The organism is Bacteroidales bacterium, from assembly GCA_035342335.1.
GTDB lineage: Bacteria > Bacteroidota > Bacteroidia > Bacteroidales > JAGONC01 > JAGONC01.
In genome coordinates this window covers 46,275-65,614 of sequence record DAOQWY010000009.1, presented here as the reverse complement: position 1 = coordinate 65,614, position 19,340 = coordinate 46,275, and the positions used below count along the sequence as shown (strand labels likewise).

General features: G+C 49.2%; 16 protein-coding genes. 11 read left to right on the top strand and 5 right to left on the bottom strand.

The features are described from left to right. The first annotated feature begins 3 nt into the window (after positions 1–3). From PKI34_06325 to cysQ, 5 genes are all read left to right on the top strand, one after another. Positions 4–828 carry a rhomboid family intramembrane serine protease gene (locus tag PKI34_06325; GenBank protein ID HNS17418.1) on the top strand — a complete coding sequence of 275 codons (825 nt, stop codon included), beginning with the start codon at positions 4–6 and terminating at the stop codon, positions 826–828. 5 nt (positions 829–833) lie between these two features. Then, the gene (locus tag PKI34_06320) at positions 834–1,793 is read left to right on the top strand and encodes a rhomboid family intramembrane serine protease (protein HNS17417.1); all 960 of its coding nucleotides are present in this window, start codon (positions 834–836) and stop codon (positions 1,791–1,793) included. Then, on the top strand, positions 1,790–2,938 hold the full coding sequence (locus tag PKI34_06315; GenBank protein HNS17416.1) for an endonuclease/exonuclease/phosphatase family protein: 1,149 nt from the start codon (positions 1,790–1,792) through the stop codon (positions 2,936–2,938). Before PKI34_06320 ends, PKI34_06315 begins: the two co-directional genes overlap by 4 nt. A 14-nt stretch (positions 2,939–2,952) precedes the next feature. Beyond that, entirely contained in the window at positions 2,953–4,986 is a 2,034-nt protein-coding gene (uvrB, locus tag PKI34_06310) for an excinuclease ABC subunit UvrB (protein HNS17415.1), read from the top strand. Between the two features lie 78 nt (positions 4,987–5,064). Continuing rightward, entirely contained in the window at positions 5,065–5,883 is an 819-nt protein-coding gene (cysQ, locus tag PKI34_06305) for a 3'(2'),5'-bisphosphate nucleotidase CysQ (protein HNS17414.1), read from the top strand. A gap of 300 nt (positions 5,884–6,183) precedes the next feature. Here cysQ and ftsY read toward each other — a convergent pair whose 3' ends face one another. The 3 genes from ftsY to rpmG all read right to left on the bottom strand — a co-directional run bounded on the left by ftsY (position 6,184) and on the right by rpmG (position 7,620). Beyond that, complete coding sequence (ftsY, locus tag PKI34_06300; protein HNS17413.1) at positions 6,184–7,134, bottom strand: signal recognition particle-docking protein FtsY; 951 nt, start codon at positions 7,132–7,134, stop codon at positions 6,184–6,186. A 133-nt stretch (positions 7,135–7,267) separates the two neighbouring features. Next, the gene (locus PKI34_06295) at positions 7,268–7,423 is read right to left on the bottom strand and encodes a DUF4295 domain-containing protein (protein HNS17412.1); all 156 of its coding nucleotides are present in this window, start codon (positions 7,421–7,423) and stop codon (positions 7,268–7,270) included. 8 nt (positions 7,424–7,431) lie between these two features. Next, on the bottom strand, positions 7,432–7,620 hold the full coding sequence (gene rpmG / locus PKI34_06290; GenBank protein HNS17411.1) for a 50S ribosomal protein L33: 189 nt from the start codon (positions 7,618–7,620) through the stop codon (positions 7,432–7,434). Positions 7,621–7,801: 181 nt separating this feature from the next. Here rpmG and xerD point away from each other — a divergent pair, with 181 nt between their 5' ends. The 6 genes from xerD (at position 7,802) to PKI34_06260 (ending at position 16,238) form a co-directional block, all read left to right on the top strand. Further along, positions 7,802–8,707: a site-specific tyrosine recombinase XerD gene (gene xerD / locus PKI34_06285; protein HNS17410.1), complete on the top strand. Its 906-nt coding sequence runs from the start codon at positions 7,802–7,804 to the stop codon at positions 8,705–8,707. 256 nt (positions 8,708–8,963) lie between these two features. Beyond that, positions 8,964–10,076: a hypothetical protein gene (locus PKI34_06280; GenBank protein ID HNS17409.1), complete on the top strand. Its 1,113-nt coding sequence runs from the start codon at positions 8,964–8,966 to the stop codon at positions 10,074–10,076. A gap of 71 nt (positions 10,077–10,147) precedes the next feature. Beyond that, positions 10,148–11,827, top strand: a complete 1,680-nt coding sequence (locus PKI34_06275; protein ID HNS17408.1) for an FISUMP domain-containing protein — start codon at positions 10,148–10,150, stop codon at positions 11,825–11,827. 194 nt (positions 11,828–12,021) lie between these two features. Then, positions 12,022–13,815 carry a C10 family peptidase gene (locus tag PKI34_06270; protein ID HNS17407.1) on the top strand — a complete coding sequence of 598 codons (1,794 nt, stop codon included), beginning with the start codon at positions 12,022–12,024 and terminating at the stop codon, positions 13,813–13,815. Between the two features lie 6 nt (positions 13,816–13,821). Continuing rightward, on the top strand, positions 13,822–15,015 hold the full coding sequence (locus PKI34_06265; protein HNS17406.1) for a glycosyltransferase: 1,194 nt from the start codon (positions 13,822–13,824) through the stop codon (positions 15,013–15,015). A gap of 143 nt (positions 15,016–15,158) precedes the next feature. Then, on the top strand, positions 15,159–16,238 hold the full coding sequence (locus PKI34_06260; protein ID HNS17405.1) for a glycosyltransferase: 1,080 nt from the start codon (positions 15,159–15,161) through the stop codon (positions 16,236–16,238). A gap of 123 nt (positions 16,239–16,361) precedes the next feature. On the opposite strand, the gene PKI34_06255 is transcribed toward PKI34_06260, so the two are convergent. Beyond that, entirely contained in the window at positions 16,362–18,020 is a 1,659-nt protein-coding gene (locus tag PKI34_06255; GenBank protein ID HNS17404.1) for an FISUMP domain-containing protein, read from the bottom strand. A gap of 139 nt (positions 18,021–18,159) precedes the next feature. Then, complete coding sequence (locus PKI34_06250) at positions 18,160–19,224, bottom strand: hypothetical protein (GenBank protein ID HNS17403.1); 1,065 nt, start codon at positions 19,222–19,224, stop codon at positions 18,160–18,162. Positions 19,225–19,340: the final 116 nt, after the last annotated feature.

Here is a 19,340-nt window from a genome sequence, read left to right as displayed (position 1 = left end):
GCTATGGCATACGAACAATACCGGCCAACGGGTTTCAGAGTCCTGCCGCCCGTCGTAAAGAACCTGATCATCATCAATGTGCTGATGTTCATGGGCACCTACGCCGTGGGTTATGCCTTCGACATCAATCTGGTCGATTATCTTGGCCTCCATTATGTTCAGTCGGAAAAGTTCAATCCCTTTCAGTTCATCAGTTACATGTTCATGCACGGGGGATTTTCGCATATTTTCTTTAATATGTTTGCCCTGTGGATGTTTGGCAACGTGCTTGAAAATGTCTGGGGAGGAAAGCGCTTTCTCACCTATTACATGGTGACAGGCATTGGAGCTGCGCTGATTCAGACCTTCGTCACCTGGCTTGGATTCAACGGAATTGACCGGGATGTCAGCAACTATTTAGTGTCACCGGGGCCAGACGCATTTGTTGCTTTTGTCAATGAGCACTTTCCGCTCTACTACAATCAGATCAGCGGATTTGTTTCGTCCTGGAATGCGAACCCTGCTGATGGCGCAATGGTCCAGAATTCCATCCAATACATTCACGAACTGATCCAGTTGAAAATGGACATTCCCACCGTTGGCGCGTCCGGTGCCATTTTCGGGGTTCTTCTGGCTTTCGGCATGATGTTTCCCAATTCCCTCCTCTACGTCTTTTTCGCCATACCCGTCAAGGCAAAGTATTTCGTGATGGCTTACGGAGCACTGGAAATCTATCTCGGCATTGCCAATAATCCAGGTGACAATGTGGCACATTTTGCCCACCTGGGTGGAATGGTCTTCGGATTTTTCCTGATCAAATATTGGAACAAACGTATCCGGTACCGATAAAAACCATGCCTGCTCCTTATTCTTCCCCCTTTGATTCGATCAGGACCTTCTTTAAAAGAAGGTCCGCACTGTCGACCCTGATCATCATCAATGTTGTGGTTTTCATTGCGGTGAACCTGGTCAACCTTTTTCTATGGCTGTTCACCATAACCGTTGAAATGGAAGGGATCACCGGGGCAACACGGATCACGCGCTGGCTGGCCGTTCCCTCGCACCTGGATGCCCTGCTGCAGAAACCGTGGACCCTCTTCACCTATATGTTCACGCAGGAAAACTTCATGCACATCCTCCTGAACATGGTGATGCTTTATTTCGGAGGCCGTATCTTTCTGGAATACCTTGACGAAAAACGGCTCGTGAACACCTATGTCTGGGGCGGCCTCGTCGGAGCCTTATTTTACATTGCGGCCTTCAACATCTTTCCGGTTTTCCGCGACAGCGTTGTTCTCTCGGTGGCATTGGGATCCTCCGCATCGGTCCTTGCCATTTTAATTGCCATCGCCACCTTTGTGCCAGACTACAGTGTCAACTTATTGCTTCTTGGAAGGATAAAGCTCAGATACATCGCCATCCTTTTTGTCGTGCTGGATATACTGAGCATCAACCGGGGCAATCCCGGCGGGCATATTGCCCATCTCGGAGGAGCATTCTGGGGCTATCTTTCCATCATCCTCCTCAAAAAAGGACATCCGAATCCCCTCCTGATCAACTGGTACGGGATAAGGAACATGACAAGGTGGTTCAGGAGGGGACCAAGAGTAACGTATTACCATAAAAAGACGGGAAGCGGGAGGCAGGAGGCAGGAGGCGGTAGGCCGGTGACCGATGAGGAATACAACCGTATGCGCGCGGAAAAACAAAAAAGGATCGACATAATTTTGGAAAAGATTTCCCGTTCAGGATACGATAGCCTCTCCAGGGAAGAAAAAGAACTTCTTTTCAAGGCAAGCAATAAAGATCAGTGACCAGGCAAAAAAAACAGCATAAAAAAAAGGGAGTGCTGAAAGGACTTCTCCTCTCCATCAATCTGGTTCTTGTTCTTGCTTTACTGGTCGCATACGCAGCTCCCTTCATCAATCCTGAGAAATTATGGGTCCCTGCCTTTTTCGGACTGGCTTTCCCCTACCTGGCACTGCTCAATGGACTTTTTGTTCTGATCTGGATGATCGCAGGAAAATGGCAGCTTCTGATCTCACTGATCACCCTCCTTGCCGGAATCCCGCAACACGCACTCTATGTCCGGTTCGAGCATAAATGCACGGTTGACCCGGTCAGGTCGGAAGTTAAAATACTGTCTTTCAACACCCATAACCTGACGGAGAATCCACTTCCCGCATCCGACAATCCTTCCAAGGTGGCCATTTATGATTTTCTGGACCTGGCCGATGCCCAGCTGGTGTGTCTTCAGGAATTTACGACAACAGGAGCAGGTCACCTGGATGAGATCAAGGCGCTCGGCAAACGCATGGAACTGCCTTACCATTACCTGTGCAACTATTATAAAAGCAATCCCAAAAAAACAAACGGATTGATCACCTACTCGCGCTATCCGGTCTTAAACACCGGAACCCTGCGCGATAACAGGAACAAGGCTTTTTCCATCTATACCGACATCCTGATCGAAAGGGATACCGTACGGATCTACAACGTCCACCTTGAGTCGGTCCATTTTCAGCGTGAAGATTATGACCTCGTAAAAGACATCACGACACCCGGCCGGACTGACCAGAATATCAGGAAGCGATCCGTCACCCTTTTAAAAAAGATGAGAGAGGCCTTTCAGAGAAAAGTAGGACAGGTCGGGCTTTTGAGGGACCATATGGACCTTTGTCCCTATCCGATCCTGTTATGCGGTGACCTCAATGTCACGCCAACCTCCTATACATACAGGCAGATCAAAAAGGGAATGAAAGACATGTTCTGCGAATGCGGGCAGGGATTTGCCCGAACGTTCCGGAATTCCATCCTCATACCCCTGCGGATCGACTTCATCATCACCGACAGGTCATTTTCCTGCTGTGGTTATAAAACGGAAAAATTTTCCATTTCGGACCATTTTCCCATTTCCGTTCGGGTTTTTATCCCTGAGGGAAATCGTTCCGGCAAATAAGCTAATTTTGCCTTATGCTATTCCGTCTGACTTCCGAATTTGATCCCACCGGCGATCAGCCTGAGGCCATACAGCAGCTTTTAGAGGGGCTTGAGCGCGGAGATCCCTTTCAGACACTGCTCGGTGTGACCGGTTCAGGGAAAACATTCACCATCGCCAATGTCATCGCCAGGATCCAGCGGCCCACGTTGATCCTCAGCCATAACAAAACCCTCGCGGCGCAGCTTTACGGTGAATTCAAACAGTTCTTCCCGGATAATGCAGTAGAGTATTTCGTTTCGTACTACGACTATTACCAGCCTGAAGCTTACCTTCCCGTTACGAACACCTACATCGAGAAAGACCTCTCCATCAACGACGAAATCGAGAAACTGCGCCTGAGCGCCTCATCCTCCCTCCTTTCGGGACGCAGGGATGTCATCGTGGTGTCGTCCGTTTCCTGCATCTATGGCATCGGCAATCCGGATGACTTTTCGTCCAATGTCATCTACATCCAGGTTGGTGAAAAAACAGAACGAAACCGGTTCCTGCACAACCTGGTCGATGCGCTGTACGCACGCACCGAGGTGGATTTCCACAGGGGCACCTTCCGGGTAAAGGGCGATACGGTCGACATCTTTCCCGCCTACGCGGATTACGCGTTCCGGGTGGTATTCTGGGGCGACGAGATCGAAGCCATCGAATCGTTCAATCCGGTGACAGGGCAGGGGATCGACAGCTTTGAAAGCAAGACCGTGTTCCCTGCCAATATCTTCATCACCTCCAAGGAAAAAATGAAGGAGGCCCTTTTTGAAATCCAGCAGGATCTGTTCAGGCAGGCGGACTACTTCAGGGAAAATGGCCGGCCCCTTGAAGCCAAGCGGCTGGAAGACAGGGTCACCTATGATATTGAAATGATGCGGGAACTGGGGTACTGCTCAGGTATCGAGAACTATTCGCGGTACTTTGACGGGCGCGAGCCGGGAACCCGCCCATTCTGCCTTCTGGATTATTTCCCCGACGATTTCCTGGTGGTCATTGACGAAAGCCACGCCACCATTCCGCAGATCAGAGCCATGTATGGCGGCGATCGCAGCAGAAAACAGGCCCTTGTGGAATATGGCTTCCGTCTGCCGTCGGCCATGGACAACCGGCCCCTGAAATTCGATGAGTTTGAGGCCCTCCTGAGCCAGGTGATCTTTGTCTCAGCGACACCCTCGGATTATGAACTCAATATGAGCGAGGGCGTTCTGGTTGAACAACTGATCCGTCCAACCGGGTTGCTTGACCCAACCATTGAGATCCGTCCCAGCCTCAACCAGATCGACGACCTGTTGGAAGAGATCGACCTGACCATCAGGCAGGGTGACCGCGTGTTGGTGACCACCCTGACCAAACGAATGGCCGAGGAGCTGACCAAATACCTCCTGAAGATGAACATCAAATGCAGGTATATCCACTCCGAAGTCCAAACCCTCGACAGGGTGGAGATCATGCGTGACCTGCGCCTGGGGGCCTTTGATGTGCTGGTGGGCGTGAATCTGCTGCGCGAAGGACTGGATCTCCCTGAGGTGTCGCTGGTGGCCATCCTGGATGCCGACAAGGAAGGATTCCTGCGGTCGGCCCGATCCCTGACCCAAACGGCAGGAAGGGCAGCACGTCACCTGAACAGCAGGGTCATCATGTATGCAGATACGGTGACCGACTCGATGAAAAAAACCATCGAAGAAACCGAACGCAGACGCGAAAAGCAGCTGAGATACAACGAGGAGAACCATATCACACCGCGGCAGATCGTTAAATCCACCCAATCCATCCTTGGCCAGACTGCCGTAATGGATGTGAGCGGGAAATTATCCAGGGCTTATGTCGAAAAGGAATATGCGGATGCTGCCGCCGATCCGGTCATCAGCTATATGGATGAAGGCCAGATCCGGAAGGCCATTGACAAGGCCCGCAAATCGATGGAAGCCGCGGTGAAGGAACTGGATTTCATCGCCGCAGCCAAATACAGGGATGAGGTTTTCGCGCTGGAGGAGCGATTGAAGGGGGAAAAAGCCCAGGGCTAAAGCCCCGATTTTGTTGTACTTTTCATACCCCACCCCCGTCCCCTCCCCTGCTGGCAGGGGAGGGGTACATCAAGACGAATGGATAAGTCATACATTAAATACCTCAATGTCGCCCTGACTGCCACCCTGAAGGCAGGGGCGGCCATCCTTGACATCTACCGGCAAGGTGACTTCCAGGTGGAGATGAAAGCCGATTGCAGCCCGCTCACCCTGGCAGACCGCAGATCACATCAAATCATCACGGATCATCTCCGGCGGACCGACCTTCCGGTCCTGAGCGAGGAAGGGAAAGAGATCCCTTATGGGACCAGAAAAAACTGGGAACTTTTCTGGCTGGTCGATCCACTCGACGGCACAAAGGAATTCATCAGCCGGAACGGGGAGTTCACCGTAAACATTGCGCTGATTCACCAACAGAATCCTGTTGCAGGCCTTATCTTCGCCCCCGTGCCGGACCTCCTTTACGCTGGCATTGCAGGCAAAGGAAGTTACAGGATGACGAATGCGTCCGGAGCGCCTGCCGGATTTGACCTGGACCATTTTCAACAGCAAGCTGAAGCGCTGCCACTGGTGCAGCCCGGTAAAAAATTCACTACAGTTGCCAGCCGCTCCCACTCGAACGAAAAGACTCAGACATTCCTTGAAGCTCTGCGAAGGGAACACGGTGAAATTGAAATAAAATCAGGAGGAAGCTCGCTGAAATTCTGCCTGATAGCCGAAGGCTCCGCCGATGTCTATCCACGGTTTGGTCCGACTTGCGAGTGGGATACCGGTGCGGGACAGGCGATCGTTGAGGCGGCGGGCGGACGGGTCTGTGAGGCAGGGAGCGGAAAATACATGCTCTATAATAAGCAGAATCTATTAAATCCGGGTTTTATTACGTATGGGAGCCGGTAGGATGGTCTTCAGGTTCTCGGGTCTCCGGGTCTTAAGGTTGCAGGAAGCGGCAGGCGGGACGCGGTATTGGAAGATAATAAGGAGAGGCTGCTGAATCCGGAGTTTATGGCGTACTTTAGGCAACTGGCTGAGAGTGGGTCTCCGCTTTCGCGGAGATGACGGTTCCAGGATGTAAAACAAAAGGCAGGGCTTTAAAGTACAAGCACTTTATAGCCCTGCCTTTTCTCTCTACAAATTAACTGCGTCATCCCCGCGTATGCGGGGATCTCAATCCTGTGCTCTGAGCCCTGCAACATGAGCCTATTTAAACAGCGAATCTACAAACTCTTCCCGGTTAAAGATCTGCAGATCCTCCAGCTGCTCCCCGATGCCGATATATTTCACCGGAACCCTGAACTGATCTGAGATGCCGATGACCACGCCACCTTTGGCGGTTCCGTCGAGCTTAGTGATAGCCAGTGCATTGACATCCGTGACCTCCGTGAACTGCCTGGCCTGTTCATAAGCATTCTGTCCCGTGGACGCATCCAGGATCAGCAGGACTTCCTGGGGGGCCGTGGCGACCACTTTCTGCATCACGCGCTTGATCTTGCCCAGCTCGTTCATCAGGTGTGCCTTGTTGTGCAGCCTGCCGGCCGTATCGATGATCACCACCTCTTTCTGCTGCGCAACGGCCGACGAAAGGGTGTCGAAGGCTACAGATGCCGGGTCGGAGCCCATCTGCTGGCTAACCATCGGCACCCCTACCCTTTCTGACCAGATCCTGAGCTGGTCGATGGCTGCAGCACGGTAAGTATCGGCTGCGCCCAGCAACACCTTGTAACCGCTCTTTTTGTACTGGTAGGCCAGCTTACCGATGGTTGTCGTTTTCCCGACACCATTGACCCCCACCACCAGGATGACATAGGGTAGGTCGGCGGATGGAATGGAAAAATCCGTAAACCGCCGCGACTCGTTCTCTGCCAAAAGTCCGGCGACTTCCTCCTTCAGGATCGTGTTCAGCTCAGCGGTGCCGACATACTTATCCCGTGCGATCCGATCCTGGATCCTGTCGATGATCCGCAGCGTGGTATCCACTCCCACATCGGATGTTACCAGGATCTCTTCCAGGTTGTCCAGCACATCGTCATCCACCTTGGATTTGCCCACGATCGCCTTGGATATCCTGGAAAAGACGCTTTCCTTGGTCTTGGATAGACCCTGGTCGAGTTGCTGTTTTTTTTCCTTATTGAAAATGGAGAAAATACCCATGATGAATTTATATACCGTTATTCATGACCCCACCCCTATCCCCTCCCCTTAAGGGGAGGGGCTGAAGAGAGGTAAAAAAAAAAGCTCCTTCTGCGTCAGAAAAAGCTTTTCAGGTTCCCGGAGCAGGGATGGATCATTTCTCTGAAAGGAATTCCTTTACCTGGTCGTTGGGGACAATGCTTTCCTTAAAACTATATGCGCCCGACTTGGGAGATTTCACCATCCGGATCACCCTGGCAAAATCCTTGCCGGTGGATGTTTTCAGTGTTGCAACAACTTTCTTTGCCATGGCTTCGCTTATTTAATTTCCTTATGTACGGTTACCCGCTTGAGAATGGGATTGTACTTTTTCAGTTCCAGCCGCTCGGGTGTGTTCTTTTTGTTCTTGGTCGTAATGTACCTTGACGTTCCAGGCAGACCACTGTTCTTATGCTCGGTGCATTCCATGATCACCTGGATGCGGGCATCTTTTGACTTCTTCGCCATTTTTCAGCTTTTTTTTGGAGCGGCAAAATTATATATTTTACTTGAAATATCAAAATTTACAGAATAACTTTTTCGCTACAAACTTCAAGCCTCAAGCTAATGACTATGAATAACGCGAAGCGCGAAGCGCCGGGCAAATAACTACAAATGACTATTAAGCACTTTGTCGTACTTTTACGCCATGGGATCCTGGGAATCGTATATCAAAGGATACAAGGCGTACCTGCAGCTGGAAAAGTCGCTTTCAAAAAATTCGGTGGAAGCGTATCTGCACGACATTGAAAAGCTGCAGCACTATATCGGTTTTGTCGCTGCCGATGTTTCACCAGCACAGGTCACCAACGACCATTTGAAAGATTTTCTGAACCAGATCAATGAAATAGGGTTGGAAGCCAGGAGTCAGGCACGGATCCTGTCGGGCCTCAAAGGATTTTACAAATACCTGCTTCTGGAGAACGCAATCGCAAAAGATCCCACCGAACTGATCGAATCGCCAAAGATCGGGCGCAAGCTTCCCGAAACACTTACGGTGGAGGAGATCGACCGGATGATCGAGGCCATTGATATGAGCAAACCGGCCGGCCACCGCAACAAAGCACTGATTGAGACGATGTACGCCTGCGGATTGCGGGTCTCCGAATCGGTCAACCTCCGCATCACTGACCTTTACTTCAACGAGGGATTTATCCGTGTCACAGGGAAGGGCGACAAGGAAAGGCTGATCCCCATCGGGCAGTCGGCCATCAAGTTCATTGCGATCTACCAGGAAGAGACCCGCCGCCATCAAACGGTGGTGAAAGAAGCGAAAGATATCCTGTTTCTGAACAAGCGGGGCGGCAAACTGTCGAGGGTCATGGTCTTCAAGATCATCAAGGACCTGGCGGCGAAATGCGGAATTCAGAAGACCATCAGTCCCCACACCCTGCGCCATTCCTTTGCCACCCACCTGGTGGAAAGGGGAGCTGATCTGCGGGCCGTGCAGGAGATGCTGGGGCACGAATCCATCACGACGACCGAGATCTATACCCACCTCGACCGCAGGTATCTGCGGGACACGATCATCAGTTACCATCCAAGGTATAAATAGGCGGAAGGAACCTGATAAAATCTAAATTCCAGCAGCCAAATTCCAAACCTGCCACTCGCTTCCCGCATCCTGCTGGCTGCTGACACCAGACTGAAAAATATTTTACTTTTGTATTGCTTTTAGCCTTTATTTATCGTATTTTTATCAATTATTTTCATTTTCGTGACCATCACAATTCGCTCGGAAAATAAATGGTCTGATTAGACTGGTCGATAGTCATTTCTGTCGTGGTCGTATTTCTTAAAAAAGTAAATCCATGAAAACAAAACGGCTTCTTATCATTATGAGTGTCTTGGTTGCTGCCTTGTGCACGAAGGAGGCCCGTGCCCAATGGTCCTATAACGGGGTTAACATTTACAACACCAATTCCGGCTATGTGGGGATCGGGAACAGCACGCCCGGATCCTTGCTCTATGTAGCCAAAAATATGGGCGAACCGGCCATCACCATCCATAACCTGGGAGGAGGCGGGGGTGCAACCTATTCGATGACGGATGATCTCAGCGGCGCTGACTGGAAATTCAAGGCAACCACTTACGGAGGCTTTAAGATCCGCGACCACGCCAGTTCACTGGATGTGATCACCATTGAGAAGAACAGCGCTGCCAATTGCATTTATATCAAAGCAGGAGGCAATGTAGGTATTGGAACAACAGGGCTAAATCCACCTGCTAAACTTACAGTCTATCAGACTACAGGCACGAACTACAGCATATATGGGTTGCATGAATCCACAGAGGGAGCTGCAGGTTATTTTCATGCTGACGACAATGATGGAACAGCTGCAGGTGTTTTAGGAAGAGCTGATAGCGATGATTCCTACGGTTTGGCCGGGCATGCATTTTATGCCGGCACCGGTGTGGGGGCCTGGAGTTATTCAGGTAGACTGATAGAAGCCTATGCTGGCGACTACCCGGGTGGAACACTGAAGTTCTATATTACCGGAGTCGGGAATGTATATGCCGATGGAGGATACAATACCTTCAAAAAAAGCAGGATGCCCGGGGAAGAGAATGTGTATCGGGCATTTAACTCTCTCCAGGCAACGGAAAGCTGGATAGAGGACATCGGTTCTTCCGAACTGAGGAATGGAGAAGCCACTGTCGCCATCGATCCTGTTTTTGCGCATACAGTCGATCTGCAGGATGACTACAAGGTCTTCCTCACACCTGTTTCGGAAGAAATGGTCTTTCTGGTCGTCACCCATAAAAGTCCCGACCACTTCCGGGTCAAAGGCACAACCCCTGACGGAAGGCCCGCTTCCTGCAGTTTTGATTATCGGATTGTGACAAAAGACCACGAAAACCGAACTGCAAGGATGGAAATCGTGCACATTCCGGATCCCGTTGAGGTTCCGAGAGACGAATGAAGGTGAAAAAGCAAAGAGCTGAAAGCAAAGATTAATCATTTATCATCATTATTCGAGTAAATCCTTCGATTATGAAAAAAAATGCATCAAAGATCACAATACTCATCGCTTTGCTGATCTGTTTAATGAGTTACACTGTACTGTCCCAGGCACCGCAGTCCTTCAAGTACCAGGCTGTGGTGCGGGACAGGACGGGACAGGTCCTGCCCGGCCAGGACATCAGCCTGCAGATCAGCATTCTGCAATCCAACACGGAAGGACCGGAGGTATACCGTGAAATGCATTCCGTTACGACCAGCGAACTGGGCATGGTCAATATTGAAGTGGGTAAAGGTAAAAGCCTGGCAGGCAGTTTTACCGCCATCAACTGGAGTGCGGGCAATCATTATCTTCGCATTGATATGGATCCCGCAGGGGGAACCAACTTTGAGCTAATGGGCTTTTCCCAGTTATTATCCGTCCCGTATGCCCTGTATGCCGATAGGGCAGGCAGCGGGGAGCGTGGAAACGACTTTGACTGGCAGATACTTGGCCCCGACGTGGTCACCGGCCACGGGGGAGACTATCCCGGCGGGTATGTGGGCGTTGGGAACAATGCGCCCCAGACATTGCTGTATGTTGCGAAAAACATGGGCGAGCCCACAATCACCATCCGGAACCTGGGAGGTGGCGGCGGAGCAACCTATTCCATGATTGATGACCTGAGCGGGGCGAACTGGAAATTCAAGGCAACCACCTATGGAGGCTTCAAGATCCGCGACCAGGCCTACGGATTGGATGTGCTCACGATGGAACCCAACAGTGCGACCAATGCACTGTATATTAAAACAGGCGGTTATGTGGGCATTGGGAAAAATACACCCAACGAAAAATTGGATGTCGCCGGCAGGGTGCGTTCTGATCAGGGATTCAATGTCAATGGTACGAACGGATTGAACGACACCAGTAATCTGGTGACAGCCTTTGATTTAGCAAGTAATAAGTTGAAATACAGGACCTACATCCATTCCGGAGGTATTTTGATATATGTAAGTGTGGAATCGGCTTGGGTTTCTGGTGTGGGTAATTATATATTGCCATCACTACCTTTCGTGTGCGGAAGCTCTTTAGTTGACGCCCGCGACGGGCAGTCATACGCTACCGTTCTGATCGGCTCCCAATGTTGGATGGCTCAGAACCTGAATGTGGGGACGAAGATCAATAGCACAGTCAGTGGATCCCTGCAAACAAATAATGGTACTGTGGAAAAGTATTGTTACGATAATGACATAACCTATTGCGATACTTATGGTGGTTTGTATGAATGGACGGAGGCAATGCAGTATGTAATCACGGAAGGGGCACAGGGTATTTGTCCTGATGGTTGGCACATACCTACAGATAATGAGTGGAAGATACTGGAAGGAGTTGTCGACAGTCAGTATCCTGTCGGTGATGCCGAGTGGGACGCAACAGGTTTCAGAGGATTGGATGCAGGAGGTAATCTAAAAGAAGCAGGTTTAACGCATTGGCTTACGCCCAACACAGGTGGTGTCAATACCAGTGGCTTCACGGGCCTTCCCGGAGGGGTTCGCTATAAAGTTTCAGGGAACTTCAGCGCTCTTGGCCAATATGGTAATTTTTGGTCCTCTACACAGTATAATTCAAATGACGCCTGGGACCGTTATCTGTGGCACCAAACTGCTCTCGCGGGACGGGCCAGCACTAATTATAAAGAAAACGGATATTCCATACGTTGCCTGAAAGATTGATCTACGGAGGATTAGGCTCATCTTCCTGACTTCGATCGTTTACCTGTTTACGTTAAACTTTTTTATTCACTGGTCATTGTCAGATGTGATCAGTTTACGGAAATATTTTATTTTTACCAGGAGTTAAACGGTCATGAAGTCATGGTGCTGATCGTCAATTTATGTAATGAATTCGTTCATGAGTTCCCACAAGTATGAAACGATTCCTCTGCTGGATCATTCCGGGCATACTTTTATTTGCTGACACCCTGAATGCCCATACGGTGGACAGCGCTGCGGTTCTGACAGTTGCGCAACATTTTTATTATGAATACACCGCATTGGCAAAAAACAGTTCCCTGGAATCGGTGACTCCACGGATCCATTCTGTGAAAAGAAACAGGGAACTGAAGCCGCTGTTGTATTTTGTCAACATCGAAACCGGCGGATTTTTAATCATCGCGGGTGATACCAGGGCTTATCCGATCCTGGCGCATAATGAATACGAAACGTGGACGGATGACCGTATGGAGAAAATAGCCCCAGCTGCAAGAAGTCTGATCCTTTCCTACGCTGATCAGATCGAGATGATCATTGATTTGGAACTTCCGGAGGACGAAATGACCCTGCAATTATGGTATACATACCAGAATGGGCCGGGCCGTGTCCAGCGGGACTATCCTTTATCAGAGCTGCCGGGGATGGAGAGCATGCACTGGAATCAGAATATGTATTATAATCACCTGTGCCCCAACACCGGAGGCATTCACCCTCCGAGCGATGAGGGCTTTGATAACAGGGTTCCAACTGGTTGCGTGGCTGTCGCCATGGCACAGATCATGAATTACTGGGACTGGCCGACCAGTACATTGGGGTTCACTGGATATTGGGATCCGGATAATGCCGGCAGATCCGGATGCCAGCTCGCGGATCCATCCTATGGATACTTAAGCTTTGGCTTTTCATCGTATGATTTTTCAAACATGCCGGATGAGTTGAATGATTTTGATCATGATGATGTGGCCCTCTTAATTTCTCATGCTGGTCAAGCTGCCAAAACAGATTATGTCTATTGCTCTTCGGGTTCTAACATCAATAAAGCGCTGGATGCCTTGGTCAATATATTTAAATTTGCATCAGTTGCTGATATAAAAGAGAAGGACTGGTATGAAAGCTGGATGCATTGGGAAGGACTTATGGTGAATGAAATAGACTGCGGGCGCCCCTTTTATTACCGGGGTACCAGGGACAATGGCAGTGGTCATGCATTTGTGGGCTATGCATACAGATATATTGATTCCTTCTTTCAATTCAAGTTCAACTGGGGCTGGGGAGGATATGATAATCCGACATGGTATACGATCAGGAGCGTAGCTGGTTATGAATTAATTAACTACCACAATGACCAGATGATGATTACGGAATTGTACCCCATCTGCCTGAACTGTCCCTTTTGGAATTACCATATCTATCCCACCACCAGCTGGCAGACACATTTATCTTCCACCCAGTGGTATGGATGCATGGTATATAAGGTTAATGTTATCGACGGCACCAGTGTCACCCTGGTCGCCGGGAGTCAGATCTTTCTCAAACCCGGCTTCCACGCCCAGAACGGTAGCTACTTCCATGCCTATATCAGCGAGGAAGGCTGCAGCGAACCACTGAACCCGGTCACGATCATTTCGGCAATGGATGATCAGGCGAACGGTGGTGATACACTATCGGAATACATATTGGGAACTGAACACCCTGCTTCTGAACGATCAGTAATAATCTATCCAAAACCCACAAATGGACTTGTCAACGTTGGGGTCCAACCGTTGGATCCAGGACGAAAGTTCATGATCTTATTGTATGATCTCAGGGGAAGGATTTTATTCCGGCAGGAAATGATGAGCCCCGGGAAAACTGAACTCAACTTATCCTCCTTTCCGCGTGGCATGTACATAATGAAGATGAACATTGGAGAAAAAACAAAAACTGTCAAAGTGTTGAAATACCCCTGATCCCAAATGCTGCTCCGCAAGATCCTCCTGGTTTTTCCCCACAATCCCTTCGAATTGAGAAGCGGGATTCATAAGCGGTATTTTGAACTGATAAAGTACCTGAAAGAACGGGATTTCTCAGTTGATCTTCTTGGCCTGAAAAATTTTGAAAGCAAATGGGATCCGGCATCCTATCCTCCTGATTATAATCTTATTGACCATCTTTTTCTTTATGATCACCGGAAAGGATTACTGAAAGATCCCGTGGAAGCTCAACGGTCTTTTCCTGATTTCTTCCGCAAATATTTCAGCGTGTATACACGATCAAACCACCTGCATGATTTTGCTTTTAGAAGTCTCCGGAAATATTTCGATTCGCTGATGAAAAAGGGAGAATACCATTTTATTGTGATCAGTTATGTTTACTGGGCTAACCTTGTACGAACAAATGTTCCTGAAGGTATTGTGAAGGTTCTGACACTTGAAGATTTTCTTACGTTGACCCAATTTGACGCACTGCACGGGAAAATCAATACCGGCAATTACCTGGCAGAGGAAACTGAGCGCGTTAATCTGTTTGATAAGGTAATCTGCGTTTCGGCGGAGGAAATGCAATTCTTCTCCCGGTTTGCCAGGAATCCTGAATACTATCATATTCCTGTGTTCATGGAACCGCATTTTTCAGCAAGTCAGGACCCGGAATATGATATGGTTTTCATAGGCTCAGCCAATTACAGCAATAAACGGGGAATGGAGTGGTTTTTCAGGGATGTTTACCCGCTGCTGGATCCCTCCCTCCGGTTGCTCATCGTCGGTAGCATTACGGAATCCATCCCACAGCAGCCGAACGTGACCTGCATAAGGTACGCAGAAAATCTCAGCAGTGTCCATTCCAGGTCGCGCATCAGCATCAATCCGTTGCTGGATGGAACGGGAATGAAGGTAAAGGTGGTGGAGGCACTGTCGTTCGGGATTCCGGTGGTGAGCACGGCCAGAGGATTGACCGGCATGCCGTATGAAGTACGGGAGAAATTGCTGGTTGCGGATCAGGCAAAGAATTTTGCGGAGGTGATCCATAAGCTGATCAGCGACAATACATCATATCAACAACAAATAAAAATATCAAAAGAATTATTTAATAAGTATTTTGATAAAAAAATTATATATAAGGAATTGGATAAAATCTTTTTGCATCCCTCCACTGCACCCCTCCACTGCTAGCAGTGGAGGGGACGGTGGAGGGATATATTTCCAATGCTTACACAGGAAAATGATTCCCGTCCCGATATCAAACAGATTGCCCCGGGGCTTATATCAGGAATTACTACAGCTCATTGTCATGGATTAAAAGCATGGTTTGTGGTATGTATATGATGCATCTTTTACGCTCCTACCGGGCGAAGATCCTGTATGCCCGGGCGATGAGTTTCATTAACCGGATGTCAGGCCGGTCGTCAGGATCATCAGAAACGCTGTCCTCTCAACCATCTCTTCAGGGAATATCGTGTAAAAGGATCGCTTTCATTGATCATTCACTGCATCAGAAAACGGGCTCCTCAGATTTTTTGATCCGCCTGTTGAATCAGAAGCATCAGATTGACCTTTACCAGGATCCTTCCTGGAAGGGAGGACCTGCTGTCAACTGGAAAGGGCTGGATGCCAACTCAACCGATGTCGTCATCCTGTTCCAGACCTTCTATTATCATCCCCCTCACAAGCTGGAACAGTTGAACTGCCAAAACATCGTTCTTGTCCCTATGTACGACGACACCCATAATTTTCCTGATAAGGTCTGGAAAAACTACCATCGCTTCAGGTTCATCAATTTTTCGGAGCACCTGCACAGTAAGCTTGTATCGCTGGGATTGACTTCCCTCCATTTGCACTATTTTCCTGATCCGGGACTTCTGCCAGCCGGTAAAAATGATTTCGCTGAGCTTCACGGCTTTTTCTGGCAGCGAACCAATGATATTACCTGGGATCACATCCGGCAGCTGATCCGTGGTACGCCGTTCAAAAAATTCCATATTCACCTTGCCCTGGATGCAAAGTGGTACAAAGAAGTATTACCTACCCGGCAGGAAATGGAAAAGTACAACATCACGCTCACGCACTGGTTCGACAGGAGAGATGCCTATCTGGAAGCCGTGAACCGGGCCAATGTCTTTTTTGCCCCGCGTTTGTTTGAAGGGATCGGGATGCCGTTCCTTGAAGCGATGGCCATGGGAAAGGTAGTGGTGGCCGCCGGTCAGCCCACGATGAACGAATACATACGGCATGGCGAAACCGGCATCTTCTACGACATCCGAAAGATCGTTCCTGTCGATCTGAGCGATGCTGCCAGACTATCAGGAAATGCAGAGGAACATTGCCGGGATGGATTCGGTCAATGGAAGAATCAAAAAGAAGATCTCCTGCAATGGATCATTGATCCCAACTTGTAGCACACGAATTTAATGCCCGGGGTGCCTGGGTTATCAGAATGGATAAAAGCAATACCATTCCAATTAGTAATCGTGTTCTTTTCGTGGCATAGGATTTAAAGCTCCATCCACTGATGGCCAACGTCAATTCTTCAGGCATCGGATGGAGAAACCGTTATCTGAATACCAGAAATACCTGTCCACACGGGCCTGTGCATTGTAAAGTCTCCGCATATATGCACCAAAGTTACTCCAAGGTGTAGAAGACCAGAAATAACCTTCAATGCCAAGGTTATCGAAGTTCCCAGTGAAGCTGGCGCGATACCCCCATGGAAGACCAGTAAAGCCACTGGAATTCGTGGCGCCCTCATTGGGTGAATTCCAATGTGTGGTACCTGCTTCTTTCAGCTTACCTCCCGCATCCAATCCTCTGAAACCTGTTGCATCCCACTCGGCATCACCAACAGGATACTGACTGTCGACAACTCCTTCCAGTATCTTCCACTCATTATCTGTAGGTATGTGCCAACCATCAGGACAAAGTCCCTGAGCCCCTTCCGTGGTGACGTATTGCATTGCTTCACCCCATTCATACAGGCCTCCATAGGTATCACAATTCGCATCAGTGTTGCTGAAACAATATTTTTCAATGACTTCATTGTTAAATTGCTGAATCCCGGGATGAGTGCTGTTGATCTTTGTTCCCACATTCAGATTCTGAGCCATCCAGCATTGTGTTCCAATAAGAATAGTAGCGTATGCTTGCTGGTCACGGGTATCGATCAACGTATCCCCGCAGGTGAAAGGTTGCACAGACAGCAGATAATCACCCACACTGTCAACCCACGCGGATTCCACACTTGCGTACATCAAGATACCTCCGGAATGGATGTAGGTCCTGTATTTCAACTTATTACTTGTAAAATCAAAGGCTGTCACCTGATTAGTGGTGTCGTTCCATCCGTTCGTACCATTGACATTGAATCCCTGATCAGAATGCACTCTGCCGGCGACATCCAATCTCTCGTTGGGTGTATTTTTCCCAATGCCCACAAAACCGCCTGTTTTAATATATAGTGCATTGGCCGTACCGATGGGTTCCATCGTGAGCACGTCAAGTCCCCAGGCATGGTCACGGATCTTGAAGCCCCCATAGGTGGTCGCCTTGAATTTCCAGTTCGCCCCGCTCAGGTCATCCACCATCGCATAGGTTGCCCCGCCGCCACCTCCGAGGTTCCGGATGGTGATGGTGGGCTCGCCCATGTTCTTGGCAACATACAGGAGCGACCCGGGTGCATTGTTCCCGATGCCGACATTACCAAGAGGATAGCTTCCTCCGTGACCTGTCACCACATCGTAACCGATCACCTCCCAATCAAAATCTGCATCCCGCTTCCCGCTTCCCGACTTCTCCGCATATAAGGCATAGGGAACCGATAATAATTGAGAAACACCCATCAGTTCAAAGTTGGTTTCCCCTGCGGGATCCATCTCAATGCGAAGATAATGACTGCCGGCGCCCCAGTCAATGGCCGACAGGCTGCCTGTCGGATTTTTACCGTTTCCGATCTGGATGCTGATCAGGCCCAATTCGCTGGTCATTACGGTTTGCAGTTCACCGTAAACCTCCGGTCCATCAACTGCCGATTGTAAAATGCTAATCCTCAGATTAACGTTCTGGTTACTTAGAACCTGCCCGGATTGTTCCTTTATCACCGCCTGGTATTTAAAAGCCTGGGGTGCCTGGGCCATCAGAACGGATATAAGCAATACCATTCCAATTAGTAATAATGTTCTTTTCATGGTGGTGTAAGGAAAACGAAGCAATATATTCAAAATATTCCAAAATTCCAAAATTTTGGAGGTGTATTTAAGATTGCAAACACGAAACCTGGTTCAGGTACGACAGGGCAGTGAGGATTTGGTTTCCGGGTGTCAGGATTCAGAAAGGCTGAAGGCTCTTGTAAATTTCCGACTCCAACAGGCTTCTGCGAAAATGTTCCCCGGAGAGTTTTTCCTTCAGTGGATGCTCCAACAAATAACGATGCGTCCGGTAAATGAGATCTTCATCCTCTGCCTTGGCAGCTGCCTCTTTCAGCGTTGTAAAATAAAACGGATAATCCAGCCCGAGGTGCTCCACAATGGGCCCGATCGGGTTGACCAGAACCGGCGTACCACGGACAATGCACTCCACGATGGCATTGTTGGCGCTGGAATCATACAGATCCAGAAAAACAATGCTTTCAGCCAGCAAACGGTCGTAATTCCTGTTTGAAAGATAATGGACGGTCTGCACACTGCGGAGAATGTCATCCGTGATCTGCTCCCTGTTTTCCATATTGACCAGCTCGGCCTTCATCAACGCCACCATGTCGCCGTCCTCTTTCCGCAAAAAGACCTTTTTCGACTGCTTTACAGGCAAAAGATAGATCGAATACAATTTCCTGAGCCACCACCCCACCTGGACGACCTTCTTTTCGCCACTTCTGCGGTAATTTTCCAAACTCCATTTCAGTGCCGGCGTTTCGGTAGGATGAATGAGATGATTGACCGGAAGATCGAATTTCGGCTCAATGTATTTTTTATGGTAAGCGGATAATGTAAACAAACCGCGGCAGTACGGCAAACTCTGCTTCCAGGTCTCCTGCTGAAAGATCGCCTGGTTGGATTGCCGCTGATCAAACCATTCGGGAATATGTGGCGGAACGTGGAGGAATCCGATCCATGGCTCCAGGTGAGGGCGTTTTTCCCGGTTTGCGTACCAGGTGAACGACCGTTCAATGAATGCATCCAGGTAAACGCCCCGCGGATTGTGAAGATCACGGATGGATCGCAGGGCATATCCCCAACCGCTTCGGTGCATGCCGTACAGCACATCGGCCTGCTCCCGCAGATTGATCCTTCCCGTATATTTTTTGTGCAGGATATGAACGTCCACAAAGGTCTTTGCGGGGTACTTCAATGCAGCCAGCCGGTCGGTCCAGATGGTCCGAATGATCTGTGCCATTTTTCGGATACCTGACATAAATTGAATTTGGCAGCGAACCACGAAATAATTTTCTGTCTGTAAAAATACACCGGAATAAGGAGATTCTCAGTGCTTTTCTTATTTTTGGTGATAAG

What these genes read in the sequence shown, in the direction of transcription:
- PKI34_06325 (HNS17418.1), top strand. Translation starts at nt 4, where the DNA reads ATGGCATACGAACAATACCGGCCAACGGGTTTCAGAGTCCTGCCGCCC.
- PKI34_06320 (HNS17417.1), top strand. Translation starts at nt 834, where the DNA reads ATGCCTGCTCCTTATTCTTCCCCCTTTGATTCGATCAGGACCTTCTTT.
- uvrB (HNS17415.1), top strand. Translation starts at nt 2,953, where the DNA reads ATGCTATTCCGTCTGACTTCCGAATTTGATCCCACCGGCGATCAGCCT.
- cysQ (HNS17414.1), top strand. Translation starts at nt 5,065, where the DNA reads ATGGATAAGTCATACATTAAATACCTCAATGTCGCCCTGACTGCCACC.
- ftsY (HNS17413.1), bottom strand. Translation starts at nt 7,134, where the DNA reads ATGGGTATTTTCTCCATTTTCAATAAGGAAAAAAAACAGCAACTCGAC.
- PKI34_06295 (HNS17412.1), bottom strand. Translation starts at nt 7,423, where the DNA reads ATGGCAAAGAAAGTTGTTGCAACACTGAAAACATCCACCGGCAAGGAT.
- rpmG (HNS17411.1), bottom strand. Translation starts at nt 7,620, where the DNA reads ATGGCGAAGAAGTCAAAAGATGCCCGCATCCAGGTGATCATGGAATGC.
- xerD (HNS17410.1), top strand. Translation starts at nt 7,802, where the DNA reads ATGGGATCCTGGGAATCGTATATCAAAGGATACAAGGCGTACCTGCAG.
- PKI34_06280 (HNS17409.1), top strand. Translation starts at nt 8,964, where the DNA reads ATGAAAACAAAACGGCTTCTTATCATTATGAGTGTCTTGGTTGCTGCC.
- PKI34_06275 (HNS17408.1), top strand. Translation starts at nt 10,148, where the DNA reads ATGAAAAAAAATGCATCAAAGATCACAATACTCATCGCTTTGCTGATC.
- PKI34_06270 (HNS17407.1), top strand. Translation starts at nt 12,022, where the DNA reads ATGAAACGATTCCTCTGCTGGATCATTCCGGGCATACTTTTATTTGCT.
- PKI34_06265 (HNS17406.1), top strand. Translation starts at nt 13,822, where the DNA reads ATGCTGCTCCGCAAGATCCTCCTGGTTTTTCCCCACAATCCCTTCGAA.
- PKI34_06260 (HNS17405.1), top strand. Translation starts at nt 15,159, where the DNA reads ATGTATATGATGCATCTTTTACGCTCCTACCGGGCGAAGATCCTGTAT.
- PKI34_06255 (HNS17404.1), bottom strand. Translation starts at nt 18,020, where the DNA reads ATGAAAAGAACATTATTACTAATTGGAATGGTATTGCTTATATCCGTT.
- PKI34_06250 (HNS17403.1), bottom strand. Translation starts at nt 19,224, where the DNA reads ATGGCACAGATCATTCGGACCATCTGGACCGACCGGCTGGCTGCATTG.